The organism is Kribbella sp. CA-247076, from assembly GCF_050942445.1.
Classification (GTDB): Bacteria; Actinomycetota; Actinomycetes; order Propionibacteriales; family Kribbellaceae; genus Kribbella.
This window is the reverse complement of sequence record NZ_CP192051.1, coordinates 4,703,388-4,725,373: the sequence shown is the minus strand read 5'-3', so window position 1 is coordinate 4,725,373 and position 21,986 is coordinate 4,703,388. Positions and strand designations below refer to the sequence as shown.

General features: G+C 71.0%; 19 protein-coding genes and 1 pseudogene. 18 read left to right on the top strand and 2 right to left on the bottom strand.

Features of this window, described 5'->3' with window-relative positions; genetic code table 11:
• Positions 1–38 precede the first annotated feature (38 nt).
• The 3 genes from secA2 to ACQPYZ_RS22225 all read left to right on the top strand — a co-directional run bounded on the left by secA2 (position 39) and on the right by ACQPYZ_RS22225 (position 4,449).
• Positions 39–2,561, top strand: coding sequence for an accessory Sec system translocase SecA2 (gene secA2 / locus ACQPYZ_RS22235; RefSeq protein ID WP_433159172.1), 2,523 nt, complete (start codon positions 39–41; stop codon positions 2,559–2,561).
• Positions 2,562–2,777: 216 nt separating this feature from the next.
• Positions 2,778–4,145, top strand: coding sequence for a replication-associated recombination protein A (locus ACQPYZ_RS22230; RefSeq protein ID WP_433159169.1), 1,368 nt, complete (start codon positions 2,778–2,780; stop codon positions 4,143–4,145).
• A 181-nt stretch (positions 4,146–4,326) separates the two neighbouring features.
• A complete protein-coding gene (locus ACQPYZ_RS22225; protein WP_433159166.1) occupies positions 4,327–4,449 on the top strand; it encodes a hypothetical protein in 123 nt (40 codons plus the stop codon).
• On the opposite strand, the gene ACQPYZ_RS22220 is transcribed toward ACQPYZ_RS22225, so the two are convergent.
• On the bottom strand, positions 4,430–5,359 hold the full coding sequence (locus ACQPYZ_RS22220) for a hypothetical protein (protein ID WP_433159164.1): 930 nt from the start codon (positions 5,357–5,359) through the stop codon (positions 4,430–4,432). The genes ACQPYZ_RS22225 and ACQPYZ_RS22220 overlap by 20 nt on opposite strands.
• Before the next feature lie 131 nt (positions 5,360–5,490).
• Here ACQPYZ_RS22220 and ACQPYZ_RS22215 point away from each other — a divergent pair.
• The 10 genes and pseudogenes from ACQPYZ_RS22215 to ACQPYZ_RS22170 form a co-directional block, all read left to right on the top strand.
• Positions 5,491–5,685 (top strand): annotated as a pseudogene (locus ACQPYZ_RS22215) (DUF948 domain-containing protein); the annotation flags it as partial.
• A gap of 224 nt (positions 5,686–5,909) precedes the next feature.
• A complete protein-coding gene (locus ACQPYZ_RS22210) occupies positions 5,910–6,146 on the top strand; it encodes a DUF6167 family protein (RefSeq protein ID WP_433159162.1) in 237 nt (78 codons plus the stop codon).
• 5 nt (positions 6,147–6,151) lie between these two features.
• On the top strand, positions 6,152–8,821 hold the full coding sequence (gene alaS, locus ACQPYZ_RS22205; protein WP_433159160.1) for an alanine--tRNA ligase: 2,670 nt from the start codon (positions 6,152–6,154) through the stop codon (positions 8,819–8,821).
• Positions 8,822–8,831: 10 nt separating this feature from the next.
• Positions 8,832–9,290: a Holliday junction resolvase RuvX gene (ruvX, locus tag ACQPYZ_RS22200; protein ID WP_433159158.1), complete on the top strand. Its 459-nt coding sequence runs from the start codon at positions 8,832–8,834 to the stop codon at positions 9,288–9,290.
• A complete protein-coding gene (gene mltG / locus ACQPYZ_RS22195) occupies positions 9,287–10,483 on the top strand; it encodes an endolytic transglycosylase MltG (RefSeq protein WP_433159155.1) in 1,197 nt (398 codons plus the stop codon). The genes ruvX and mltG overlap by 4 nt, the downstream gene beginning before the upstream one ends.
• Positions 10,484–11,305, top strand: coding sequence for a shikimate dehydrogenase (locus ACQPYZ_RS22190; protein ID WP_433159152.1), 822 nt, complete (start codon positions 10,484–10,486; stop codon positions 11,303–11,305).
• Positions 11,292–12,770: an FAD-binding oxidoreductase gene (locus ACQPYZ_RS22185; protein WP_433159150.1), complete on the top strand. Its 1,479-nt coding sequence runs from the start codon at positions 11,292–11,294 to the stop codon at positions 12,768–12,770. The genes ACQPYZ_RS22190 and ACQPYZ_RS22185 overlap by 14 nt, the downstream gene beginning before the upstream one ends.
• Positions 12,771–12,783: 13 nt before the next feature.
• Entirely contained in the window at positions 12,784–13,827 is a 1,044-nt protein-coding gene (locus ACQPYZ_RS22180) for a DUF2330 domain-containing protein (protein WP_433159147.1), read from the top strand.
• 31 nt (positions 13,828–13,858) lie between these two features.
• Positions 13,859–14,566 (top strand): prepilin peptidase, encoded by a 708-nt coding sequence (locus ACQPYZ_RS22175; protein ID WP_433159145.1) that lies wholly within the window; start codon positions 13,859–13,861, stop codon positions 14,564–14,566.
• Between the two features lie 86 nt (positions 14,567–14,652).
• Positions 14,653–16,251, top strand: a complete 1,599-nt coding sequence (locus ACQPYZ_RS22170; RefSeq protein ID WP_433159142.1) for an FAD-binding protein — start codon at positions 14,653–14,655, stop codon at positions 16,249–16,251.
• Here ACQPYZ_RS22170 and ACQPYZ_RS22165 read toward each other — a convergent pair.
• Positions 16,236–17,360 (bottom strand): ADP-ribosylglycohydrolase family protein, encoded by a 1,125-nt coding sequence (locus tag ACQPYZ_RS22165; RefSeq protein WP_433159139.1) that lies wholly within the window; start codon positions 17,358–17,360, stop codon positions 16,236–16,238. The genes ACQPYZ_RS22170 and ACQPYZ_RS22165 overlap by 16 nt on opposite strands.
• 67 nt (positions 17,361–17,427) lie before the next feature.
• On the opposite strand from ACQPYZ_RS22165, the gene aroC reads away from it, so the two are divergent.
• From aroC to aroQ, 5 genes are all read left to right on the top strand, one after another.
• Positions 17,428–18,633 carry a chorismate synthase gene (gene aroC / locus ACQPYZ_RS22160; protein WP_433159137.1) on the top strand — a complete coding sequence of 402 codons (1,206 nt, stop codon included), beginning with the start codon at positions 17,428–17,430 and terminating at the stop codon, positions 18,631–18,633.
• On the top strand, positions 18,630–19,127 hold the full coding sequence (locus ACQPYZ_RS22155) for a shikimate kinase (protein ID WP_433159134.1): 498 nt from the start codon (positions 18,630–18,632) through the stop codon (positions 19,125–19,127). Before aroC ends, ACQPYZ_RS22155 begins: the two co-directional genes overlap by 4 nt.
• On the top strand, positions 19,124–20,212 hold the full coding sequence (gene aroB / locus ACQPYZ_RS22150) for a 3-dehydroquinate synthase (RefSeq protein ID WP_433159132.1): 1,089 nt from the start codon (positions 19,124–19,126) through the stop codon (positions 20,210–20,212). The genes ACQPYZ_RS22155 and aroB overlap by 4 nt, the downstream gene beginning before the upstream one ends.
• A gap of 130 nt (positions 20,213–20,342) precedes the next feature.
• A complete protein-coding gene (locus ACQPYZ_RS22145; protein WP_433159130.1) occupies positions 20,343–21,428 on the top strand; it encodes a Gfo/Idh/MocA family protein in 1,086 nt (361 codons plus the stop codon).
• Between the two features lie 26 nt (positions 21,429–21,454).
• Entirely contained in the window at positions 21,455–21,895 is a 441-nt protein-coding gene (gene aroQ / locus ACQPYZ_RS22140; protein ID WP_433169729.1) for a type II 3-dehydroquinate dehydratase, read from the top strand.
• Positions 21,896–21,986: the final 91 nt, after the last annotated feature.

Below are 21,986 nucleotides of genomic sequence, written 5' to 3'. Positions count from 1 at the left end.
GTACGGAACGACACGCCGAGGCTGTACGTTGCCGAATCATGGCTCTGAAGATCGCTTCCCGCTTCCGCCGGCTGCTGCAGCGCCCCGGCTCGATCGACCTCGGCCCGTACGAACGGCTCACCCAGTTGGTGAGTGAGGCGGAGGAGTCGGTCACGTCGCTGACCGACGAGGAGCTCACCGAGGCGGTCGGCGAGCTGCGCACCACCGGCGGGCTGCACGAGGACGAGCAGATCGAGTTCCTCGCGCTCGCCCGGGAGGCCGGCCACCGGGCGATCGGTGAGCGGGCGTTCGACGGCCAGGTCGTCGGCGCGCTGGCGATGCTGCAGGGCCGGGTCGTCGAGATGGCGACCGGTGAGGGCAAGACGCTGGCGGGCGCGTTCGCCGCGGCCGGGTACGCGATCGGCGGCCGCAAGGTCCACGTGCTCGCGGTCAACGACTACCTGGCCCGCCGCGACGCCGAGTGGATGGGCCCGGTCTACGAGCTGCTCGGCGTGACCGTGGCGCACATCGGCCAGGCGTCCACACCGGAGGAACGGCGGACGGCGTACCAGGCGGAGGTCTGCTACGTGCCGGTCAGCGAGGTCGGGTTCGACATCCTCCGTGACCGGCTGGTCACCGACGTCGCCGACCGGGTCACGGTGACGCCGGACGTGGCGCTGGTGGACGAGGCCGACTCGGTGCTGATCGACGAGGCCCGGGTGCCGCTCGTGCTGGCCGGCGCGACCCGGACCGAGGAGCTCGACGACGACGTCGTCCAGCTGGTCCGGACCCTGCGCGCGGGCGTCGACTACGAGATCGACGGTGACGGCCGGACGGTCGCGCTGACGGACAAGGGCACCGACAAGGTCGAGGAGACGCTCGGCGGGATCAACCTGTACGAGGACGACAACCTCGACCGGCTGACCCAGATCAACGTCGCGCTGCACGCCGAGGTGCTGCTGCGCAAGGACGTCGACTACCTCGTCCGCGACGGCAAGGTCAGCCTGATCAACAACAACCGCGGCCGGATCGCCAAGCTGCAGCGCTGGCCCGACGGTCTGCAGGCCGCGGTCGAGGCCAAGGAGGCCGTGCCGGTCAGCGACTCCGGGGAGGTGCTCGACAGCATCACCGTGCAGGCGCTGGTCATGGGCTACAAGACGCTCTGCGGCATGACCGGTACGGCGGTCGTCGTCGGGGAGTCCCTGCAGGAGTTCTACGACGTCGAGGTGGCCGTCGTACCGCCCAACAAACCGAACATCCGGATCGACGACCCGGACCGGCTCTACCTGACTGTCGAGCAGAAGAACGCCGCCCTGGTCGAGCACATCGCCGAGGTGCACGAGACCGGCCGGCCGATCCTGATCGGCACCCACAGCGTCGAGGAGTCCGAGCAGCTGAGCGACCGGCTCGAGGCGGCCGGGATCCCGCACGTCGTGCTGAACGCGAAGAACGACGCCGAGGAGGCCGCGATCATCGCCGAGGCCGGTGTGCCGGGGACGGTGACCGTGTCCACGCAGATGGCCGGCCGCGGTACGGACATCCGGCTGGGCGGCCGGGACGAGTCGCACGACAAGGAGAAGGCGCTCGAGCTCGGCGGGCTCTACGTCATCGGGACCGGCCTGCACGCGTCCCGCCGGCTGGACGACCAACTGCGCGGTCGCGCCGGCCGGCAGGGTGACCCCGGTGGCTCGCTGTTCTTCGCCAGCCTCGCCGACGAGCTCGTCACCCGGTACTCCGTGTCGTCGGGCCTGCGACCGAACCCGGACAAGACCGGACGGCTGACCGACCGCAAGTCGATCGGCGTCCTCGAGCACGCCCAGCGGGTCGCGGACGGCGCGAACGCGGAGCTGCACCGGACCACCTGGCAGTACCACCGGCTGACCGGTCAGCAGCGCGCGATCCTGCTCGACACCCGCGAGAAAGTCCTGGCCGACGACCTCGCCGCCACCGAGTTCGCCGCGCGGGCGAAGGAGCGGTACGACGAACTCGTCGAGGAGCTCGGCGAGGACGTGGTGAAGGACGCGGCCCGGCGGATCGCGCTGCACCACCTGGACCGGCGTTGGACCGACCACCTTGCGTACCTGGCCGACCTGCGCGAGGGCATCCACCTCCGCTCGCTGGCCGGCGGCATCGTGCACCTGAAGCCGATCGACGAGTTCAACAAGTCCGCGATCGCGTCGTTCGACACCCTGATCGCCGACGCGTGGACCGACGCGGCCGAGACCTTCAAGACCGCCGAGATCACCGCCGACGGCCTGGACGAGGGGGCGAGCGGGGTGCCGCGGCCGACCGCGACCTGGACCTACCTGGTCAACGACAACCCGTTCGGCACCGAGGCCGACCGGATCCTGGGCCGCCTCCGCAACGCGATCAAGCCGGAGTCCGGCGCCGAGCCGGAGGAGATCCTGCCCGAGGAGTTCGACCAGGACGACCTCCCGGAGGAACTCCGCGACCTCGACGACGAAGACCTCCCGGAAGAACTCCGCGCCACCGACGACGACCAGCCCGAGGACCTCCGCGGCGCCGGCGATGACACCGACGACGCGGACGCGGACCCGGACACCGACCGCAAGAAGAAGTAGCCACCTGCGCCACGTCCGTCCCGACCACCGCGCGACGCAGCCGGGACGCCGTACGGAGACGCCGTACAGCTGGTGACTTTGTGCGCTGTCTGAGCATCGCGCGACCGCGTTCGTGCTCGAACGGTGCACAAGGTGGTTCTCAGCGCCTCGCGGGTACGGCCGGTGACCGTCGGGCGGGCGGACGTGGGTGTCGGTGGGGTTGGTTAGGCTCGTGGTGTGAGCGAAGGCTTGTTCGATCTTCCTGGTGCGCCGGCGCCTGCCCGGGGTGGCGGGAGTCTGGCGGACATGGATCACACGGCCGCGCCGCTGGCTGTGCGGATGCGGCCGCGGAGTCTGGACGAGCTCGTCGGGCAGCAGCACCTGTTGGCGCCCGGATCGCCGCTGCGGCGGTTGGTCGAGGGTGACCAGCCGATGTCGCTGCTGCTGTGGGGACCGCCGGGGACGGGGAAGACCACCATCGCGGCCGTCGTCTCGCACCAGACGAACCGGAGGTTCGTGGAGCTGTCGGCGGTCACGGCCGGGGTGAAGGACGTGCGGCAGGTGATCGACGCCGCGCGCCGGGATCTCGCCCGGGCGACCGGTGCGGTCGAGACGGTGTTGTTCATCGACGAGGTGCACCGGTTCACGAAGGCCCAGCAGGACGCACTGCTGCCCGGGGTGGAGAACCGCTGGGTCACCCTGGTCGCGGCCACCACCGAGAACCCGTTCTTCTCCGTCATCTCGCCACTGCTGTCACGGTCCCTCCTGCTCACGCTCGAATCACTGACCGACGACGACATCGCCGTGCTGCTGGATCGGGCGCTGACCGACGAACGCGGGCTGAACGGGGAGTTCGAGCTCGCCGCGGACGCCCGCGACCACCTGCTGCGGATGGCCGGGGGAGACGCCCGGCGGGCGCTCACCTATCTGGAGGCCGCGGCCGGCGGCGCGCGGGCGAAGGACGCCGACGTCATCGACCTCGAGACCCTCGAGACGGCGGTCGACCGGGCCGCGGTGCGGTACGACCGGGCCGGCGACCAGCACTACGACGTCGCCTCGGCGCTGATCAAGTCGATCCGCGGTTCGGACGTGGACGCGGCGATGCACTACCTGGCCCGGATGATCGAGGCCGGCGAGGATCCCCGGTTCATCGCGCGGCGGCTGGTGATCTCCGCGAGCGAGGACATCGGCATGGGCGACCCGACGGCGCTCGGGGTCGCGGTCGCGGCGGCCGAGGCGGTCCAGCTGATCGGGATGCCGGAGGCGCGCATCAATCTGGCCCAGGCGGTCGTCGCGCTCGCGCTGGCGCCGAAGTCGAACGCGGTGATCATGGCCGTCGACGCGGCCATCGCCGACGTGAAGGCGGGCAAGGTCGGCCCGGTGCCGCCGCACCTGCGCGACGCCCACTACGCCGGGGCGAAGAAGATCGGCCACGGGTCGTCGTACCAGTACTCGCACGACGACCCGCGCGGCATCGTCCCGCAGCAGTACGCTCCGGACGTGATCGACGGCACCGACTACTACAACCCCACCCGCCGCGGCGGCGAGGCGGCGTACGCGGACCGGGTCGCCAACATCCGCAAGATCCTCCGAGACCGTCCGTGAGCCGCATCGGCGACCATGTCGAAGCCTTCAACACGCCGTCCGCACCGGCGACTGGGACACCTTCGCCGCTCGCTTCGCCGACGACGCCACGCTGTCGTTCGTCGACGTTCCGGCCGGACCGTTCCAGGGCCGCACAGCCATTGCGCGGGCCTACCACGACAGCCCGCCCACCGACACCATGATGCTGCTCGAGGAAGCCGACGACTTCGCCCGTTTCATCTGGTCGGCGGGTGGCACCGGCCAGATGAGTTTCGCGTGGGCACCCGACGGCACCGTCCGGGCACTCACCGTTGCATTCGACTGACGGGTGTGGGGGCCTGCTTGAGTGACGGGCTCAGGTCGGTAGGCTGCGAGGCGGCCTGGGGGTGAAAGGTATGTGTTTTGAGGCAGTTCAACCCGCCCCCTGGTTGGCCCGAGCCGCCGAACGCGCGCTGGCGGCCACCGAAGAACTGGAAGCCCGAGCGTGACTGGCCGGACCCGCCGGTCGGCTGGTCCTTCTGGGTCGACGAGAACGGCGTTCCGGTGCGCGGACCCATCGGCCGGTACGGCGGTCCGCCGGTCCTCAAGCTGGCCGGGCTGACGGCCGTCGTCGTCACGGTGGTCGGCCTGCTGCTCGCCGTACCGTTCAATCCGCGGGAGTCGGCGAACACGACGCCGAGCCTGCAAGCGCCGGAGAGCAGCTTGCCGACGAAGACCACCGAGTCCGGGTCGACGCCGAGCGAGCTGCGGCCCGGCGTACCGGCGCGAGACCCGGCGTCCCAGTCGCCCAGCCCGGCGCGACGGACCTCGCCGACACCCGGATCTGCAACGAGCGGACCGGCGACGAGTGGACCGGCGACCAGCTGGTTCCCTGCCACGCAGAGGTCGGCGACCCCTGTCGCGCCGAGCCCACCGTGGTCACCGGACCCGACGCAGCCGCCGGAGTCGACACCGCCCACCCCGAGCGCACCGCCCAGCACCCAGCCGTCGCCAACACCCACGGAACCGACGCAGCCGCCGACGGAACCGACAGAACCGACGACGACACCGACAGAACCGACGACGCCACCCCCGACCGAGCCGACCCCGACGGAGCCGACCCCGACGGAGCCGACTCCCACGACGCCGTCACCGGAGCCGAGCCCGACCGGCACCCCCGCGGAGCCAGCCCCGACGACTCCGACACCGACCGACCCGCCGGCCAGTTGACCAGACCCGGCCACTCTCCGTCGCACCCGGACACCGACCGTCGCGGTTTGGTGGGGGACTGTGATGTGGGGGATGGTGTCCTGGAGCGGAGTGTGACTGGGGCGCGCGATAAGGTCGGGCGGTCCACGAGGTCGCAACGGAAGGTGGATCGTTTCCCATGAGCGTCGGTGAAGTCGCGGGGCTGATAGCGGCCTGCGCGCTGCTCATCCTGGTGGGCCTGCTGGCCTATCCGATCCTGAAGCTGGGCAAGGTCCTGGACGAGACCCGGATCATGGTCAAGGGCGTCTCCGACTCCAGCGTTCCGCTGCTCGGCGAGGTGACCAGTACCGTGGCAACCACCAACGCACAGCTCGCCAAGGTCGACACCATCACCGACAACGCGACCACGGTGACCACGAACGCGGCCGCCCTGATGTCGCTGTTCTCGGCGACCGCCGGCGGGCCGATGGTGAAGGCGGCGGCGTTCACGTACGGCGTCCGCAAGGCGCTCGGCGACAGCCAGCGCAAGGACGTCAGCCGCCGGGTCAAGGACGAGATGAAGGCCGAGCGCAAGGCACGGAAGCGGGGTGACGTCCGGTGAAGCGGATCTTCTGGCTGGTCGTCGGCATCGCGGTCGGCGTGTACGCCGTCACCCGGCTGAAGAAGCGCGCCCAGGTGCTCGCCCCGGAGAGCCTGCAGGAGTCCGCGGCCAAGGTGGCCGCCGCGATCCGGCACTTCGGCGACGAGGTGCGCGAGGGCATGGCCGAGCGGGAGACCGAGCTGCGCGACGCACTCGGCATCGACACGAAGACAACGCGTGAGGACTACCGGTAACACCCATGGAAACCAGTGAGATCAGGCGGCGGTTCCTGCAGTACTTCGAGGACCGGGGCCACACCGTGGTGCCGAGCGCACCGCTGCCGTCGCCGGACCCGAACCTGCTGTTCAACGTGGCCGGGATGGCCCAGTTCGTGCCGTACTTCGTCGGCCAGCAGACGCCGCCGTACTCGCGGGCGACGAGTGTGCAGAAGTGCGTCCGGACCCTCGACATCGACGAGGTCGGCAAGACCACCCGGCACGGCACCTTCTTCCAGATGAACGGCAACTTCTCCTTCGGCGACTACTTCAAGGAGAAGGCGATCGAGTACGCCTGGGACCTGGTCACCCGGCCCCAGCACGACGGCGGCTACGGCTTCGACGAGTCGGTGCTCTACGCCTCGGTGTACTACGAGGACGACGAGGCGATCGAGATCTGGAAGCGGGTCGCCGGCCTGCCCGACGACCGGATCGTCCGGCTCGGGATGAAGGACAACTTCTGGTCGATGGGCATCCCCGGCCCGTGCGGCCCGTGCTCGGAGATCCTGATCGACCGCGGCCCGGAGTTCGGCGCCGACCGGGACTGGGAGGCGGGCGACCGCTACCTGGAGTTCTGGAACCTGGTCTTCATGCAGAACATCCGCGGTGAGGGTGGCGGCAAGGAGGGCTACCCGATCCTCGGCGAGCTGCCGAAGAAGAACATCGACACCGGTCTCGGCCTGGAGCGGGTGGCCTACCTGCTGCAGGGCGTCGACAACATGTACGAGATCGACGAGATCTACCCGGTGATCGAGCGGGCGTCCGAGCTCAGCGGCCGCAAGTACGGCGTCGAGCACGTCGACGACGTCCGCTTCCGGGTGGTCGCCGACCACGTCCGCAGCGCGCTGATGCTGATCGGCGACGGCGTGACCCCGGGCAACGAGCAGGGCGGGTACGTGCTGCGCCGGCTGCTCCGCCGGGCGATCCGCTCGATGCGCCTGCTCGGCTACGAGGACCCGAGCCTGGTCGAGCTGCTGCCGGTCAGCCTGGAGCAGATGAAGAAGTCGTACCCGGAGCTGGCCGCCGACTTCGGCCGGATCAGCCAGGTGGCATACGCCGAGGAGGAGGCCTTCCGGCGGACGCTGACGGCCGGGACGAGCATCTTCGACGTCGCCGTCCGCGAGACCAAGGCCGGCGGCGCCCACCAGCTAGAGGGCGCGAAGGCGTTCCAGCTGCACGACACCTACGGCTTCCCGATCGACCTGACCGTCGAGATGGCCGCCGAGCAGGGCCTGAACGTCGACACCGAGGGCTTCAAGGCGCTGATGAAGGAACAGCGCGAGCGGGCCAAGGCGGACGCGCGCGCGAAGAAGGCCGGCCACGCGGACACCAGCGGCTACCGGGAGCTGCGGGAGAAGGGCGTCACCGAGTTCACCGGCTACCAGGAGCTCGCCACCGACTCGCAGGTCCGCGGGGTGCTCCGTGAGGGCGCGGTCGCGCCGGCCGCGGAGCAGGGCGAGACCGTCGAGGTCGTGCTGGAGAAGACCCCGTTCTACGCCGAGTCCGGTGGTCAGATCGCCGACGAGGGCCTGATCCTCGCCGACGGCGTGAAGCTGAAGGTGCTCGACGTACAGCGCCCTGTGAAGGGCCTGATCGTGCACAAGGTCGAGGTGCTCGAGGGTGTCCTCCGGCCCGGTCTCGACGTGCACGCCCAGGTCGACCACGAGTGGCGGGTGTCCGCCTGCCAGGCACACTCCGGCACGCACGTCGTCCACGCGGCGCTGCGGCAGGTGCTCGGCCCGAACGCGTTGCAGAGCGGTTCGTACAACAAGCCCGGCTACCTGCGGCTCGACTTCGCCTGGTCGTCGGCGCTGGACCAGGCGACCCGGTCCGAGATCGAAGAGGTGGCGAACCTCGCCGTCCGCCAGGACCTGCCGGTCTCCGCGCAGTACATGACGCTCCCCGAGGCCCGGGACTTCGGTGCGCTCGCGCTGTTCGGCGAGACGTACGACGAGCAGGTCCGCGTGGTCGAGATCGGCGGCCCGTGGTCGCGTGAGCTGTGCGGTGGCACGCACGTGAAGCACTCGTCCCAGGTCGGCGCGCTGACCGTGACCGGCGAGTCGTCCGTCGGTGCCGGGGTCCGCCGGCTCGAGGCGTTCGTCGGCATGGAGGCGCTGCGCTACCTCGGCAAGGAGCGCGCGCTGGTCCGGCTGCTGAGCGAGAACCTGAAGGCCCGGCCGGAGGAGCTGCCCGCCAAGGTGGCCGACCTCGCCGAGCGGCTGCGGGCCGCGGAGAAGGAGCTGGAGCGGATGCGGGCCGGCCAGGTGCTGGCCGCTGCCGCCGAGCTCGCCGCGAACCCGAAGGACGTCTTCGGCGTCCAGTACGTCGGTCATCGTGCACCCGACGGCGTGAACGGCGGGGACCTGCGCAAGCTGGCCCTGGATGTGCGCGGCCGGATGCCTGCCGACAAGCCGGCCGTGGTCGCCGTCCTGAGCGTGAACGACGGCAAGCCCGGGGTCGTGGTCGCGCTCAACGACACCGCGCGCGAGTGGCGGCTGAAGGCCGGTGACCTGGTCCGGGTCGCGGCCGAGAAGCTGGGCGGTCGCGGTGGTGGCAAGGACGACGTCGCGCAGGGTGGCGGCACCGATCCGGCGGGTTCCGACGACGCGCTGGCCGCGGTCGAGCACACCATCGGCCAGCTCGTCACCGGCTGACGCGACCGCGATGAGACACGGCGTGCGGCTCGCGCTCGACATCGGCGACGTCCGGATCGGCGTCGCCAGCAGCGATCCGCACGGAATCCTGGCCACTCCGGTGACTACTATTCAGCGTGGACCGGGAGATCTGGACAGGATCGCGGCACTCGCGGCCGAGCTGGAGGCGGTCGAGATCGTGGTCGGTCTGCCGCGCTCGCTGTCCGGGGGCGAGGGCCCGGCCGCGGTGAAGATCCGGGAGACGGCGGAGCTGGTGCGGGCCAAGGTGCGGGAGGGCGACTCGGGAACGGCGGTGCGCCTGGTGGACGAGCGGTTCACCACGGTCACCGCCGAGCGGATGCTGCGGGAACGGGGAAAGAAGGGCTCCAAGCGGCGGGCCGTGGTCGACCAGGCCGCGGCGGTCGTGATTCTGCAACATGCGCTCGACCTCGAGCGCGAGACTGGGAACCCACCCGGGAGGCCCCTGTGAACAGAACATCGGTGGACGACGACGTGACCGACGGCGACGATCTCAGCACCGGTCTCGGGCTGCGGCCGGAGAGCCGGGTCGAGCGCCGGGCGAACCGCCGCAAGGCGCGCGCCCGGCGGGGGTTCGGCTGCTTCGCCGGCCTGATCTCGCTGGTCGTCGTCGGTGCGCTGGTGGCCGGGGCGGTGATCGGGTTCGGCAAGGGCCGGGACGCGATCGAGCAGATGTTCGCCGCGCCCGACTTCGAGGGTGCCGGCACCGGCTCGGTAGTCGTCGAGATCACCCAGGGCCAGAGCGCGCAGGCGATCGCGGACACGCTGGAGAAGAAGGGCGTGGTGAAGAGCGCCAAGGCGTTCGAGCGGGTGGCCCGGGACGATACCCGCTCCCGTCAGTTGCAGGCCGGCACGTACACGCTGCGCAAGGAGATGTCGGCCGCGGCCGCGCTCGAGCTGATGCTGGACACCGGCAAGTCGATCCTGGTCACCCGGATCGGGTTCCGGGCCGGCCTGACCAAGGCCGAGGTCAGCGAGACGCTGCAGAAGTCGCCGAAGCTGAAGCTGCCGGCCGGGGCCGCCGCGACCGCACTGGGCAAGCCGGCCGCGCTCGGCCTGCCGTCGTACGCGAACAACAACGCCGAAGGGTTCCTGTACCCGGGGACGTACGACGTGCCGAAGGGCGCGACGGCGTACACGATCATCAAGCTGATGACGGCGCAGTACGCGAGGCAGGCGGCCGCGCTCGACTTGGTGGCGACCGCGAAGCGGAAGAAGCTGGACCCGTACCAGGCGGTGATCGTGGCCAGCATCATCGGCGCGGAGACGAACCGGCCGCAGGACTACGCCAAGGTGTCCCGGGTGATCTACAACCGGCTGCGGGTCGGGATGCGGCTGCAGATGGACTCCACCATCCACTACGTGGCCGGCAAGGACGGCGGGGTGTTCACCACCCAGGAGCAGCGGGACATGGACTCGCCGTACAACACCTACAAGAACCGTGGGTTGCCGCCGACGCCGATCAACTCGCCGACCAAGGACACCCTGCGCGCGGCGCTGAACCCGGTCCAGGGCAACTGGCTGTACTTCACCCTGGTCAACCTGGACACCGGCGAGACCGCGTTCGCGAGTACGTCGGACCAGCACCTGGCGAACGTGAAGAAGCTGCAGGCCTGGTGCCAGGCGCACAAGGGCCGGTGCTGAATGCGGTGTGCGGTCCTCGGTAGCCCGATCACGCACTCGTTGTCGCCGGCGATGCACCGGGCCGCGTACGCCGCGCTCGGGATCGACTGGCGGTACGACGTGTACGAGGTCGGCGAGGACGAGCTGCGGGGCTTCGTCGCGTCGCTCGGGGACGACATCCGCGGGTTGTCGCTGACGATGCCGTTGAAGCGGGTCGCGCTCGACCTGGTGGACACCGTCGACCCGGTCGCGGAGCTGATCGGTGCGGCGAACACGATGCTGTTCGAGCCGGACGGGACACGGTCGGCGCACAACACCGACGTACCCGGGCTGGTGAACGCGTTCGCCGAGCGGGGGATCACTGCGGCCGACAGTGCCGTGGTCCTGGGCGGTGGAGCGACCGCGGCGTCCACGCTGGCGGCGTTGCGCGGGCTGAAGGTCACCGAGGTGACCCTCGTCGTCCGGGACGTCTCCCGGGCCGAGCGGCTGCTGGATCTGGCGGCCGAGCTGGGCCTGAAGACGTCGGTCGCCGACTTCTCGCAGGTCGAGCAGATCGGCGGCTTCGACCTGTGTGTCTCGACCCTTCCGGGCGGCGCGGTCGATCCGTGGGCAGAGCACTTCGCGGCGGTCGCGCCGGTCGTGTTCGACGTGGCCTACCACCCGTGGCCGACAGGTCTGGCGATCGCGGCCCACCGGATCGGTACGGAGCTGTTGAACGGCCTTGATCTGCTCGTGCACCAGGCGACGCTCCAGGTGGAGATGATGACCGGTAGGTCGCCTGCCCCGCTGGCGGCCATGAGGTCCGCCGCGCGTGAGGAGCTCGACGATCGTGGGCCAGCTTGACCGCCGTACGTTCCTGAAGGCCGGCGCCGCCGTCGCGCTGACCGGCTGCTCCGACTCCGAGCCGGCCACAGCCACGCCCAAACCTACGGGCACGACGAGACCCACGGCCGCAGCCGCCGCGCCGAACTGGAACAGCTTCGCCCGCTCGCTCAAGGGCCGTCTGTTCCTGCCGTCGACCTCCGGCTACGCGGCCGCGCACCAGCTGTTCAACCCGCGCTGGGACGCGACCCGGCCGGCCGCCGTGGTCAAGGCCGTGAACGCGACCGATGTCCAGCGGTCGATCACCTTCGCCCGCGCGAACCGGCTGGTGATGGTCCCGAAGAGCGGCGGGCATTCGTACGTCGGCGCGTCCGCGATCGCCGACGGCCTGATGGTCGACCTCGGCGCGATCCGCGGGATGAGCTACGCGAACGGCGTCCTCACCGTCGGCGCCGGCGCCCGGCTGTACGACGTGCACGCGTTCCTGGACCGGTACGGGCGTTCGCTGCCGACCGGCACGTGCCCGACCGTCGGGGTCGCCGGGCTCGCGCTCGGCGGCGGCCTGGGGATCCACACCCGCGCCTTCGGGCTGACCTGCGACCGGATCCTCTCGATGGGCGTGATCACCGCCGACGGGGTGGCCCGGACCATCAGTACGACGGTCGACCCCGACCTGTTCTGGGCGATGCGGGGGAGTGGCGGCGGGAACCTCGGGGTTGTGACCTCGTTCCGGTTCGCGACCATCCCGGCGACCAGACTCGGCTTCTTCCGGCTGACCTGGCCGGAGTCGAAGGCGGCGGCCGTCGTCCGCGGCTGGCAGCAGTTCGCCCGCTCGGCACCGGTCACCTCCTGGGGCAACCTGCACCTCGTTGCCCGTAGCAACGGGTCGCTGTCGGTGCACGTGCTCGGCATCTCCACCACCGGCGACGCGGCGGCCGCGGCCGCGCAGCTGGAATCGTTCGTCGGGTCGAGGGCGTCGACGCGCTCGATCACGGTGAAGACGCACATGGAGGCGGTCGAGTACCTCGGTGGCGGGACGACCAGCCCGCGGACCGGGTTCCTCGCCGGTTCCGACGTACTGAAAGGCCCGATGGACGCGGCCACGATCATCGCGCTGCTCGGTGCGGTGAAGTCGGCGGCGCGGGCGAAGACGCCGGCGTCCGCGATCATCGACCCGCTCGGTGGGCAGGCGGCGAAGCAGCCGGCCGGCGGCGCGTCCTGGCCGTGGCGGTCGGCGCTCGGGGTGATCCAGTGGTACTCCGGCCTGGCCGCGCACCCGTCGTCGGCGCAGCTCCGGGTGGCGCAGACGTTCGTCACCAACGGGCATCGCGCGGTCCGGAAGTACTCGGCCGGCGGCTACGTGAACTACGTCGAGACCGGCCGCTCGGTCAGCACGTACTACGGCGCGAGCTTGGACCGCCTGCGGTCGGTCAAGCAGAAGTACGATCCCGGCAACTTCTTCCGGACGCCGTACACCCTCAGCTAGTTAGTCTCCCGCCATGAGGTTCTGGCGGGTCGTCGCAGGGGTGCTGGCGCTGGGGTTCGTCGCGGCCGGGGTGACACCGGCGTGGGCGTGCGCGTGCGGCGGCTACCTGCCGGACGCCGCGTCCCGTGCCCGGGCGTACGGCGAGAACGCGCTCGTCCGGTACGCCGACGGCACCGAGCAGCTCACGTTATCGATGGCGATCAACGGCTCGTCGAAGAAGGCGGCCTGGATCATGCCGGTGCCCGCCGCGGCGAAGGTGGAACTCGGCGAGGACGGTCTGTTCAGCCGGCTCGAGCGGCTGACCCGGCCGAAGGTCGTCGTCCGCAAGACCTACTGGCCGTTCCGGGACCTCGGGATCATGGGCGGCGGCCGCGACTCGGCCGGCGCGCCGATGGCCGGCGCGGGCGTGACCGTGCGCGAGCAGATGCGGCTCGGCCCGTTCTCGGTCGCACGGCTCGACGGGAGCAGCGGTGCCGCCGTGACGGACTGGCTGCGGACGAACGGGTACGTCGTACCGGACACGCTGGCCGCGAACCTCACGCCGTACCTGACGGAGAAGTGGGAGATCGTCGCGGTGAAGCTCGCGCCGGCGGAGGACGGCGAGCGCATGAGCGGGGCGACGCCGCCGTTGCGGTTGACGTTCGCGTCCGACCGGATCGTGTACCCGATGCGGCTGAGCAAGGGCGCGACCACCGACCAGACGGTGACCGTGTACGTCGCCGCCGAGCACCGGGTCGACGCGACCAAGCTCCCGGACCCGGACGTGCAGCCGGAGTTGCTGTACGCCGGTCGTGTCCGGGACGACGCGCTGACCGCACCGGCCGACTACCTGACGGCGTACACGGTGACCTACGACGAGCCGTCCCGGATCACCGACGACTTCACCTTCGAGCGGGCGGCGACCGACGACGAGTACCAGCGGATCGAGTACGTGACCCGGAACGAGGGCTTCTGGAGCACGATCGGCGTACTGGGTGGTGGTCTTCTGCTGATCGGTGGAGGCGCGGCGGTGATCGCGCGGATCCTGGTCCGCCGGTCGTCCACAGGGCGCGCGTGAACCTGCCCGGGATCGTCTAGGCTCCTGGATCGTGCCGGCTGACAACGCGTTGCTCGCCGCAGGGGCCGGGGTGGCTTTCTGCGGTCCGGCGGCGTACCTGCTCGGCCCGTGGCTGATGCGGCGGATCCCCGAGCCGTCGCTCGAGGAGGGTGAGACCAAGGTCCCGTACGCCGACCTCGCCGGACCGCGCGCGGCGGCCTGGTGCGGCCTGCTCGCCGCTGTCTCCGGCGGACTGCTCGGGTGGATGCTCGGCACGACACCCGTGCTGGCGGCCTGGCTGCTGCTGGCGGTCGTCGGCGCGATCCTCGGGTACATCGACGCGCGGACGCGGTACCTGCCGTCCGCGATCATCTGGCCGTCGTACCTGGTGATCGGGCTCGCGCTGCTGGGCGCGGCCGTGGTGTCGGGGGAGTGGGGGTCGTTCCGCCGCGCGGTGCTCGCCGGGGCGATCGGGTTCGCGGTGTTCTACGTGCTGTGGTTCGTGTTCCCGCGCGGCGTGGGCTTCGGCGACGTCCGGTTGTCCGGGCTGCTCGGGACGGCGCTCGGCTGGCTCGGCTGGGCGGAGTTCGTCACCGGCCTGTACGGCGGCTTCTTTCTCGGCGCGGTCGTCGGCATCATCCTGATCGCCACCCGGGTGATGACCCGCAAACAGATGGTCCCGTTCGGCCCCTACATGCTCATCGGCGCCCTCGCCGGCGTCGCCCTGGCCACGCCGCTCGAACGCCTCTACACCGGATAGGGGATACGCCGACTCAGCCGGATGGTTGATGTGGGCCGCGGGCCCGCTTGCCTAGGGTCGAGGCAACCGAGTTCGGGAGGAAACTGATGTCTGTCAGTCGTCGGGGGTTGTTGGCCGGGACGGCGGTTGCCGGGGCCGCGCTGGCCATGCCTGGTACGGCGGCCGCGGCCGGGACGGTCGGGGCGGTCGGGAGCGGGGAGAGGATCCAGCCGGACGACGCGCGCTACCAGGACCTGGTCCGGCGGGGCCAGAACCAGCGGTTCGTCGGTACGCCGGACTACGCGCGCGTGATCCGGTCGACCGAGGACGCCGTCGACGCCGTGCAGGAGGCCGTCCGGAGCGGCAAGCGGATCGCGGTCCGCGGCGGCGGCCACTGCTTCGAGGACTTCGTGGACAGCAGCGACGTCGAGGTGCTGCTCGACCTGTCGACGTACAACGAGGTCACCTTCGACCACCGTTACCGCGCCTTCTCGATCGGGGCGGGGGCGACGCTCGAGGTCGTCTACCGCGAGCTGTTCTACGGCTGGGGCGTGACCGTGCCCGGCGGCGGTTGCCTCGGCGTCGGCGTCGGCGGTCACTTCAGCGGTGGCGGGTACGGGCCGCTGTCGCGGAAGTACGGCTCGGTCGTCGACCACCTGTACGGCGTGGAGGTCGTGGTCGTGGACGCCCGCGGCCGGGCCAAGGCCGTGGTGGCGACCCGCGACAACGCGTACAAGGACCTGTGGTGGGCGCACACCGGTGGTGGCGGCGGCAACTTCGGCGTGGTCACCCGCTACCTGATGCGGTCCGCCGGGGCGAGCGGCCGGGACCCGTCCAAGTCGTTGCCCAAGGCACCGGCCGCGTTGCTGTCCAGCCTGATCGTCTACGACTGGAAGACGCTCGACCAGGCCCAGTTCGTCCGGGCCGTCCGCAACTTCTTCGACTTCTACGAGCGGCACAACACCGCCGACTCGCCGTACGCCAGCCTCTACAGCCCGCTGATCATCACGCCGGCGTCGGCCGGGAACTTCCTGATGTCGACCCAGCTGGACGCGGGCGCGCCGAACGCGGCCCGGCTGCTGAAGGACTTCAACGCGGCGATGACCGCGGGACTCGACCCGAAGCCGCAGCTGATCGAGGTCGGCGAAGGGCCGTTCCTGCGGACGACGATCGAGCGCTCGATCGCCGAGTCCCCGTCGGCGAGCCGGAACAAGTACAAGGCCGGCTACCTGCGCAAGGGGTACACCGACACCCAGCTGACGACGATCCACCGCTACCTGACCGACGGCTCGCTCACCGCGCCGGAGGCATCGATCCTGTTCGTCCCGTACGGCGGCAAGGTCAACACCGTCCCGTCCGGCGCGACCGCGACCGCGCAGCGCGACGTCATGTGCAAGATGGTGACGACCGTCGCCTGGACCGACCCGGCCCAGGACGAGACCCACCTGGCCTGGCTGCGCAAGCTGTACGCCGACATCTACAAGGACACCGGTGGGGTGCCGGTGCCGAACGCGATCAACGCGGGCTCGTACATCAACTACCCGGACGTGGATCTGGCCGACCCGGCGTACAACAAGTCAGGCGTGCCGTGGCACGACCTGTACTACCTCGGCAACTACCCGCGTCTGCAGCAGGTCAAGGCGAAGTGGGACCCGCGGAACGTCTTCCGGCACAAGCTGTCGATCGAAGGTCAGGCGCCGGGATAGCGAGCCAGGCTCCACGCCGTGTGGGGACCGTAGTCGCCGTGGAGGCGGTCCGGTCTGGTGAACTCCAGAGCGAAGTCGTCCGCCAACTCGAGAATGACCGCACGGCCCTCGACGGTGAAGACGAGCTCCGGTGGCAGCGCCGTCTCACCGTGGAGGGCGCCCAGGATGTTGCCGCAGATGGCGCCGGTGGAGTCGCTGTCACCGGAGTGCGTGACCGCCAACGACAGTGCGTCCAGGAACGCCTCCGGCTCGCGGTGGACGAGCGCCGCGTAGACCGCGATGGCCAGCGCCTCCTCGGCGACCCACCCGCCACCGAGCTTCTCCACCGTGTCGGGACCATGCTCGGGCGCGGTCGCCGCGAGGTGACGTGCGGCCGCGAGCGCCGTACTGGTCTCCTCGTGGTCCGGCCGCTGCGCGAGTACGGCGCCCGCACCGTCGAGGGCGGTGTCGAGGTCGGCTCCGTCGCAGATCTCGCGGACGATCACGGCCAGCGCACCGGCGGCGAGCTTGCCGGTGGGGTGGCCGTGGGTGTAGCCGGCCGCCTGGGCGGCGGAGTCGAACACCCAGTCGCGCTCGGACCACCTCGTCGGCAGCAACCCGAAAGGCGCCACCCGCATCACGCCGCCGCACCCCTTCGAGTCGTTCTTCGCCTGAGCGCCGTACTGCGGGAAGTCCGTCCAGGCCGCGCGGGCTTCGGTCAGCGCGCTCAGGCAGGTGTTGCCGGGAGCGCGCCGCGCGTAGAGCCACTGCTGGCCCTGGAGCCAGCCGCTGCGCTCACCACTCGGCGCCGGCAGGAGCTGCGTGTCCAGCCAGCGGTCGTACGCGTGGTGGACGACGGCCACCGTGAACCCGATCCCGCGGTCGGTCCGCACGCCCGCCCGGATCAGTCCCTCCACCGTGAACAACGTCATCTGGGTGTCGTCGGTGATCGTGCCGGGCGGCCAGCCGGCCGAGCCGGAGACGAACGTCCGTAGGCCCTCGGGGTGCGCGGCAACGATCGACCCCGCGCTGTCGAACTCGACCGGAGCACCCAGCGCGTCCCCGATCGCCCCACCCAACAGGCACCCGCGAACCCGCGACCGCCACGCCTCCTCCGCGACCCGATCCATGTCCGGAACCCTATCCAGGGATGAGACCGGGGTCGGGGCGGTGGGGGCAGCGTGGAAGAATCGGGGCATGCTGCGCTGGCTCACCGCCGGCGAGTCGCACGGACAAGCGCTCGTCGCCGTACTCGAAGGTCTTCCCGCAGGCGTCCAGGTCACCACGGATGACGTGGCCGACGCCCTCGCCCGTCGTCGGCTCGGGTACGGCCGCGGCGCGCGGATGAAGTTCGAGCGCGACGAGGTGACGTTCGTCGGCGGGTTCCGGCACGGGCTCTCGCTCGGCAGCCCGGTCGCCATCCAGGTCGGCAACACCGAGTGGCCGAAGTGGGAGCAGGTGATGTCACCGGACCCGGTCGACCCGGTGACGCTGGCCGACCTGGCCCGGAACGCTCCGCTGACCCGTCCGCGTCCCGGCCACGCGGACCTGGCCGGCATGCAGAAGTACGGCTTCGACGAGGCTCGCCCAGTGCTCGAGCGGGCCAGCGCCCGTGAGACCGCGGCCCGCGTCGCCCTCGGCGAGGTCGCGGCCCGGTTCCTCCGGCAGGCCTACGGCGTGACGATCGTCAGCCACGTGGTCGAGCTCGGCACGGTCAAGGCGCCGTACGGCGTCATCCCGGCGTACGACGACGTCGCGAGACTGGACGCGGACCCGGTGCGCTGCCTGGACGCCGACGCGAGCAAGGCGATGGTGGCCGAGATCGACACCGCGCAGAAGGCCGGCGACACCCTCGGCGGCGTGGTCGAGGTGGTCGTCGACGGTCTCCCGCCGGGGCTCGGCAGCTACGTGCACTGGGACCGGCGGCTGGACTCGAAACTGGCCGGCGCGCTGATGGGGATCCAGGCGATCAAGGGGGTCGAGCTCGGGGACGGGTTCGAGCTGGCCCGGACGCCGGGGTCGAAGGCGCACGACGAGATCGTCGCCGAGGACGGCGTGGTCCGGCGGACCGGCGGCCGCTCGGGCGGCACCGAGGGCGGGATGAGCACCGGCGAGACGCTGCGGGTGCGGGCCGCGATGAAGCCGATCGCGACCGTCCCGCGGGCGCTGCGGACGATCGACACCACCACCGGCGAGGCCGCGTCCGCGCATCACCAGCGGTCCGACGTCTGCGCCGTACCGGCCGCGGGGATCGTGGCCGAGGCGATGGTCGCGCTGGTGCTGGCCGAGGTCGCGCTGGAGAAGTTCGGCGGCGACTCGGTCGCCGAGACGGCGCGCAACCACCAGTCGTACCTGGCGAGCCTGCCGTCGACCATCACGCCGCGGGAGTGGGCGGAGCTGTGAGCCCGGTCGTGGTGCTCGTCGGTCCGCCGGGATCGGGGAAGTCGACCATCGCGGCGCTGCTCGCCGAGCGGCTCGGCGTGCCCCACCGCGACACCGACACCGACATCGAGGCCGGCGCCGGCAAGCCGATCTCGGACATCTTCGTCGACCACGGCGAGCCGCACTTCCGCGCGCTCGAGCGGGCCGCGATCGTGGCCGCGCTGGCCGGGGACGAAGTCCTCTCGCTCGGCGGCGGCGCGATCCTCGACCCGGACACGCGGGCCGACCTGGCCGGCCACAACGTGGTCTTCCTGGACGTCTCCCTCGGCGAGGCGGCCAAACGCGTCGGCCTCGGCGTCGCCCGCCCCCTGCTGCTCGGCAACGTCCGCACCCAGCTGCGCAACCTGATGGAAGCCCGCCGTCCGCTGTACGCCGAGGTGGCCAAGCTGACCGTTCAGACCGACGACCGGACCCCGTCCGACATCGCCGACGAGATCCTGGAGCACCTCAAGTGAAGCGGATCAGGGTCTCGGCAGCGGCGCCGTACGACGTTGTCATCGGCAACAACCTGCTCGGGGAGCTGCCGGGGCTGCTGGGCGACGGGGTGCAGCGGGTCGCCGTGATCCACCCGCGGGCGCTGCGGACGAGCGGGGACGCGATCCGCGACGACCTCACCGCGAGCGGCTACACCGCGCACGCGATCGAGATCCCGGACGCCGAGGACGCGAAGACCGCGGAGGTGCTGGCCTACTGCTGGTCGGTGCTCGGGCAGGCCGGGTTCACCCGGTCGGACGCGATCGTCGGCGTCGGCGGCGGGACGACGACCGACCTGGCCGGGTTCGTCGCCGCGACCTGGCTGCGGGGCGTGAAGGTCGTGCACATCCCGACCACGCTGCTCGGCATGGTCGACGCGGCCGTCGGCGGGAAGACCGGGATCAACACCGCCGAGGGGAAGAACCTGGTCGGCGCGTTCTGGGAGCCGGCCGGCGTGCTGTGCGACCTGGCCGCGCTGGAGACGCTGCCGCGCAACGACTACGTCAGCGGTCTGGCCGAGGTGGTGAAGTGCGGCTTCATCGCCGACCCGGTGATCCTCGACCTGGTCGAGAAGGACCCGGCCGGCGCCACGAGTCCGGCGTACGACGCCACCGCCGAGCTGATCGCCCGCGCGATCCAGGTCAAGGCGGACACCGTCGGCGCGGACCTGCGGGAGCGGACCACCGCGATCGGCGGCCAGATCGGCCGGGAGGCGCTGAACTACGGGCACACGCTCGGCCACGCGATCGAGCGGGTCGAGCGGTACAAGTGGCGGCACGGCGCGGCGATCAGCATCGGCATGGTCTTCGTCGCCGAGCTCGCCCGCGCGGCCGGCCGGCTCGATGACGCGACCGCCGACCGGCACCGCGCCGTACTGGAGAGCCTCGGGCTGCCGGTGACGTACCGGGCGGACGCGTGGCCGCACCTGCAGGACGCGATGAAGCTCGACAAGAAGACCCGCGCCGACCGCCTCCGCTTCGTCGTCCTGGACGGACTGGCCAAGCCGGCCATCTTCGAGGCCCCGGACCCGAGCCTCCTGATCGCCGCCTACACCGAAATCACCTGACCACAGCTCGCCGGCGCACGGAGGTCGCGTCGGGTGGCCGGATGTGGTCAGAGAGCGGACTGCCTCTTGCGCTGTGCAGGCCTCGTCCCGGAGGGTGGCTGGGAAAGGGCTTTCCATCGAAAGGGCCTGCATGTCTGACAGCAAGTACCGGATCGCGATCGTCGGAACCGGCGGGATCGCCAACGCCCACGCCAAGGCCGTCCAGGCGTGCGCGGACCGCGCCGACCTCGTCGGGGCGGTGGACGTCGACGTCGACCGGGCGGACGCGTTCGCGGCCAAGTGGGACATCCCCGCCGTCTACCCGAGTCTGACCGACCTGCTCGCGGCCGGTGACCTCGACCTCGTCCACCTGTGTACGCCGCCCAACACGCACGTACCGCTGGCCGCCGAGTGCCTGGCCGCGAACGTCAACGTGCTGGTCGAGAAGCCACCGACCCTGTCCCTGGACGAGCTGGACTCGCTGCTCGACGCGGAGCGTGCCTCCTCGGCGCAAGTCGTCTGTGTGTTCCAGCACCGCTTCGGCTCCGGTGCCGTGCGGCTGCGCGAGCTGGCCGCGAACGGCGTCCTCGGTCGGCCGTTGGTTGCCCTGTGCAACACCACGTGGTACCGGGACGACGAGTACTTCGCGATGCCGTGGCGCGGCACGTTCGAGGTCGAGGGCGGCGGACCGACGATGGGGCACGGGATCCACCAGTTCGACCTGCTGCTGTCGATCCTGGGCCCGTGGGAGAAGGTGACCGCGGTCGCGGCCCGGCAGGCCCGGCCGACCAAGACCGAGGACGTCTCGATGGCGCTAGTGACCTTCGAGAACGGCGCGGTGGCATCGGTCGTCAACTCGCTGGTCTCGCCGCGGCAGACCTCGCAGCTGCGGTTCGACTATGAGAACGCGACCATCGAGCTCGAGCACCTCTACGGCTACAAGAACGAGGACTGGACGGTCACCCCAAGGCCGTCCCAGGAGACCGTGGCCTCGGCGTGGGCGAACGGCCTGCCCGAGGTCCCGAGCGGGCATTCCGCCCAGCTGGCCGCCGTACTCGACGCGCTCGCGGCCGGCGAACCCGGGCCGGTCCCGCTCGCCGAAGCTCGCGACACGCTGGAGCTCGCAGCCGCGATTTACGCCTCGGCCTTCACCGACAAGTCGGTCCGCCGGGGTGAGCTGGCGCGCGGCTCGGAGTACGCCCAGCGGATGGGCGGCCCGGGCGCTCCCTGGACGTGAGGCCCTAGGGTTGGGCTGTGACTGATGTGACTGGGCGACGCGTGCTGGTGCTGAACGGGCCGAATCTCGGCCGTCTGGGCTCCCGGGAGCCGGAAAAGTACGGTACGACGACGTTCGCCGACCTGGTCGCGGAGTGCGAGAAGACCGGTGCCGAGCTCGGTCTCGACGTCGAGGTCCGGCAGACCGACGACGAGGCCGAGCTGGTCGGCTGGCTGCACGAGGCGGCCGACGGCAGGCTCCCCGTCGTACTGAACCCGGCCGCCTTCACGCACTACTCGTACTCGCTGCGCGACGCCTGCGCCCAGCGGACCGCGCCGCTGATCGAGATCCACCTGACCAACCCGGCCACCCGCGAGGAGTTCCGGCACACCAGCGTCGTGGCCGGGGTGGCCACCGGGACCATCGCCGGCTTCGGCGTCGACTCCTACCGCCTCGCCCTGCGCGCCCTCACCGCCCTCCCGGACTGACGCTGCCGAACCGAGACCAAGCGCGAGGCAACCAAACTGCCCTTTCGGGCATCTAGCCAGTGAGCACGTTCAGGTCTGGCACAGATGCTCT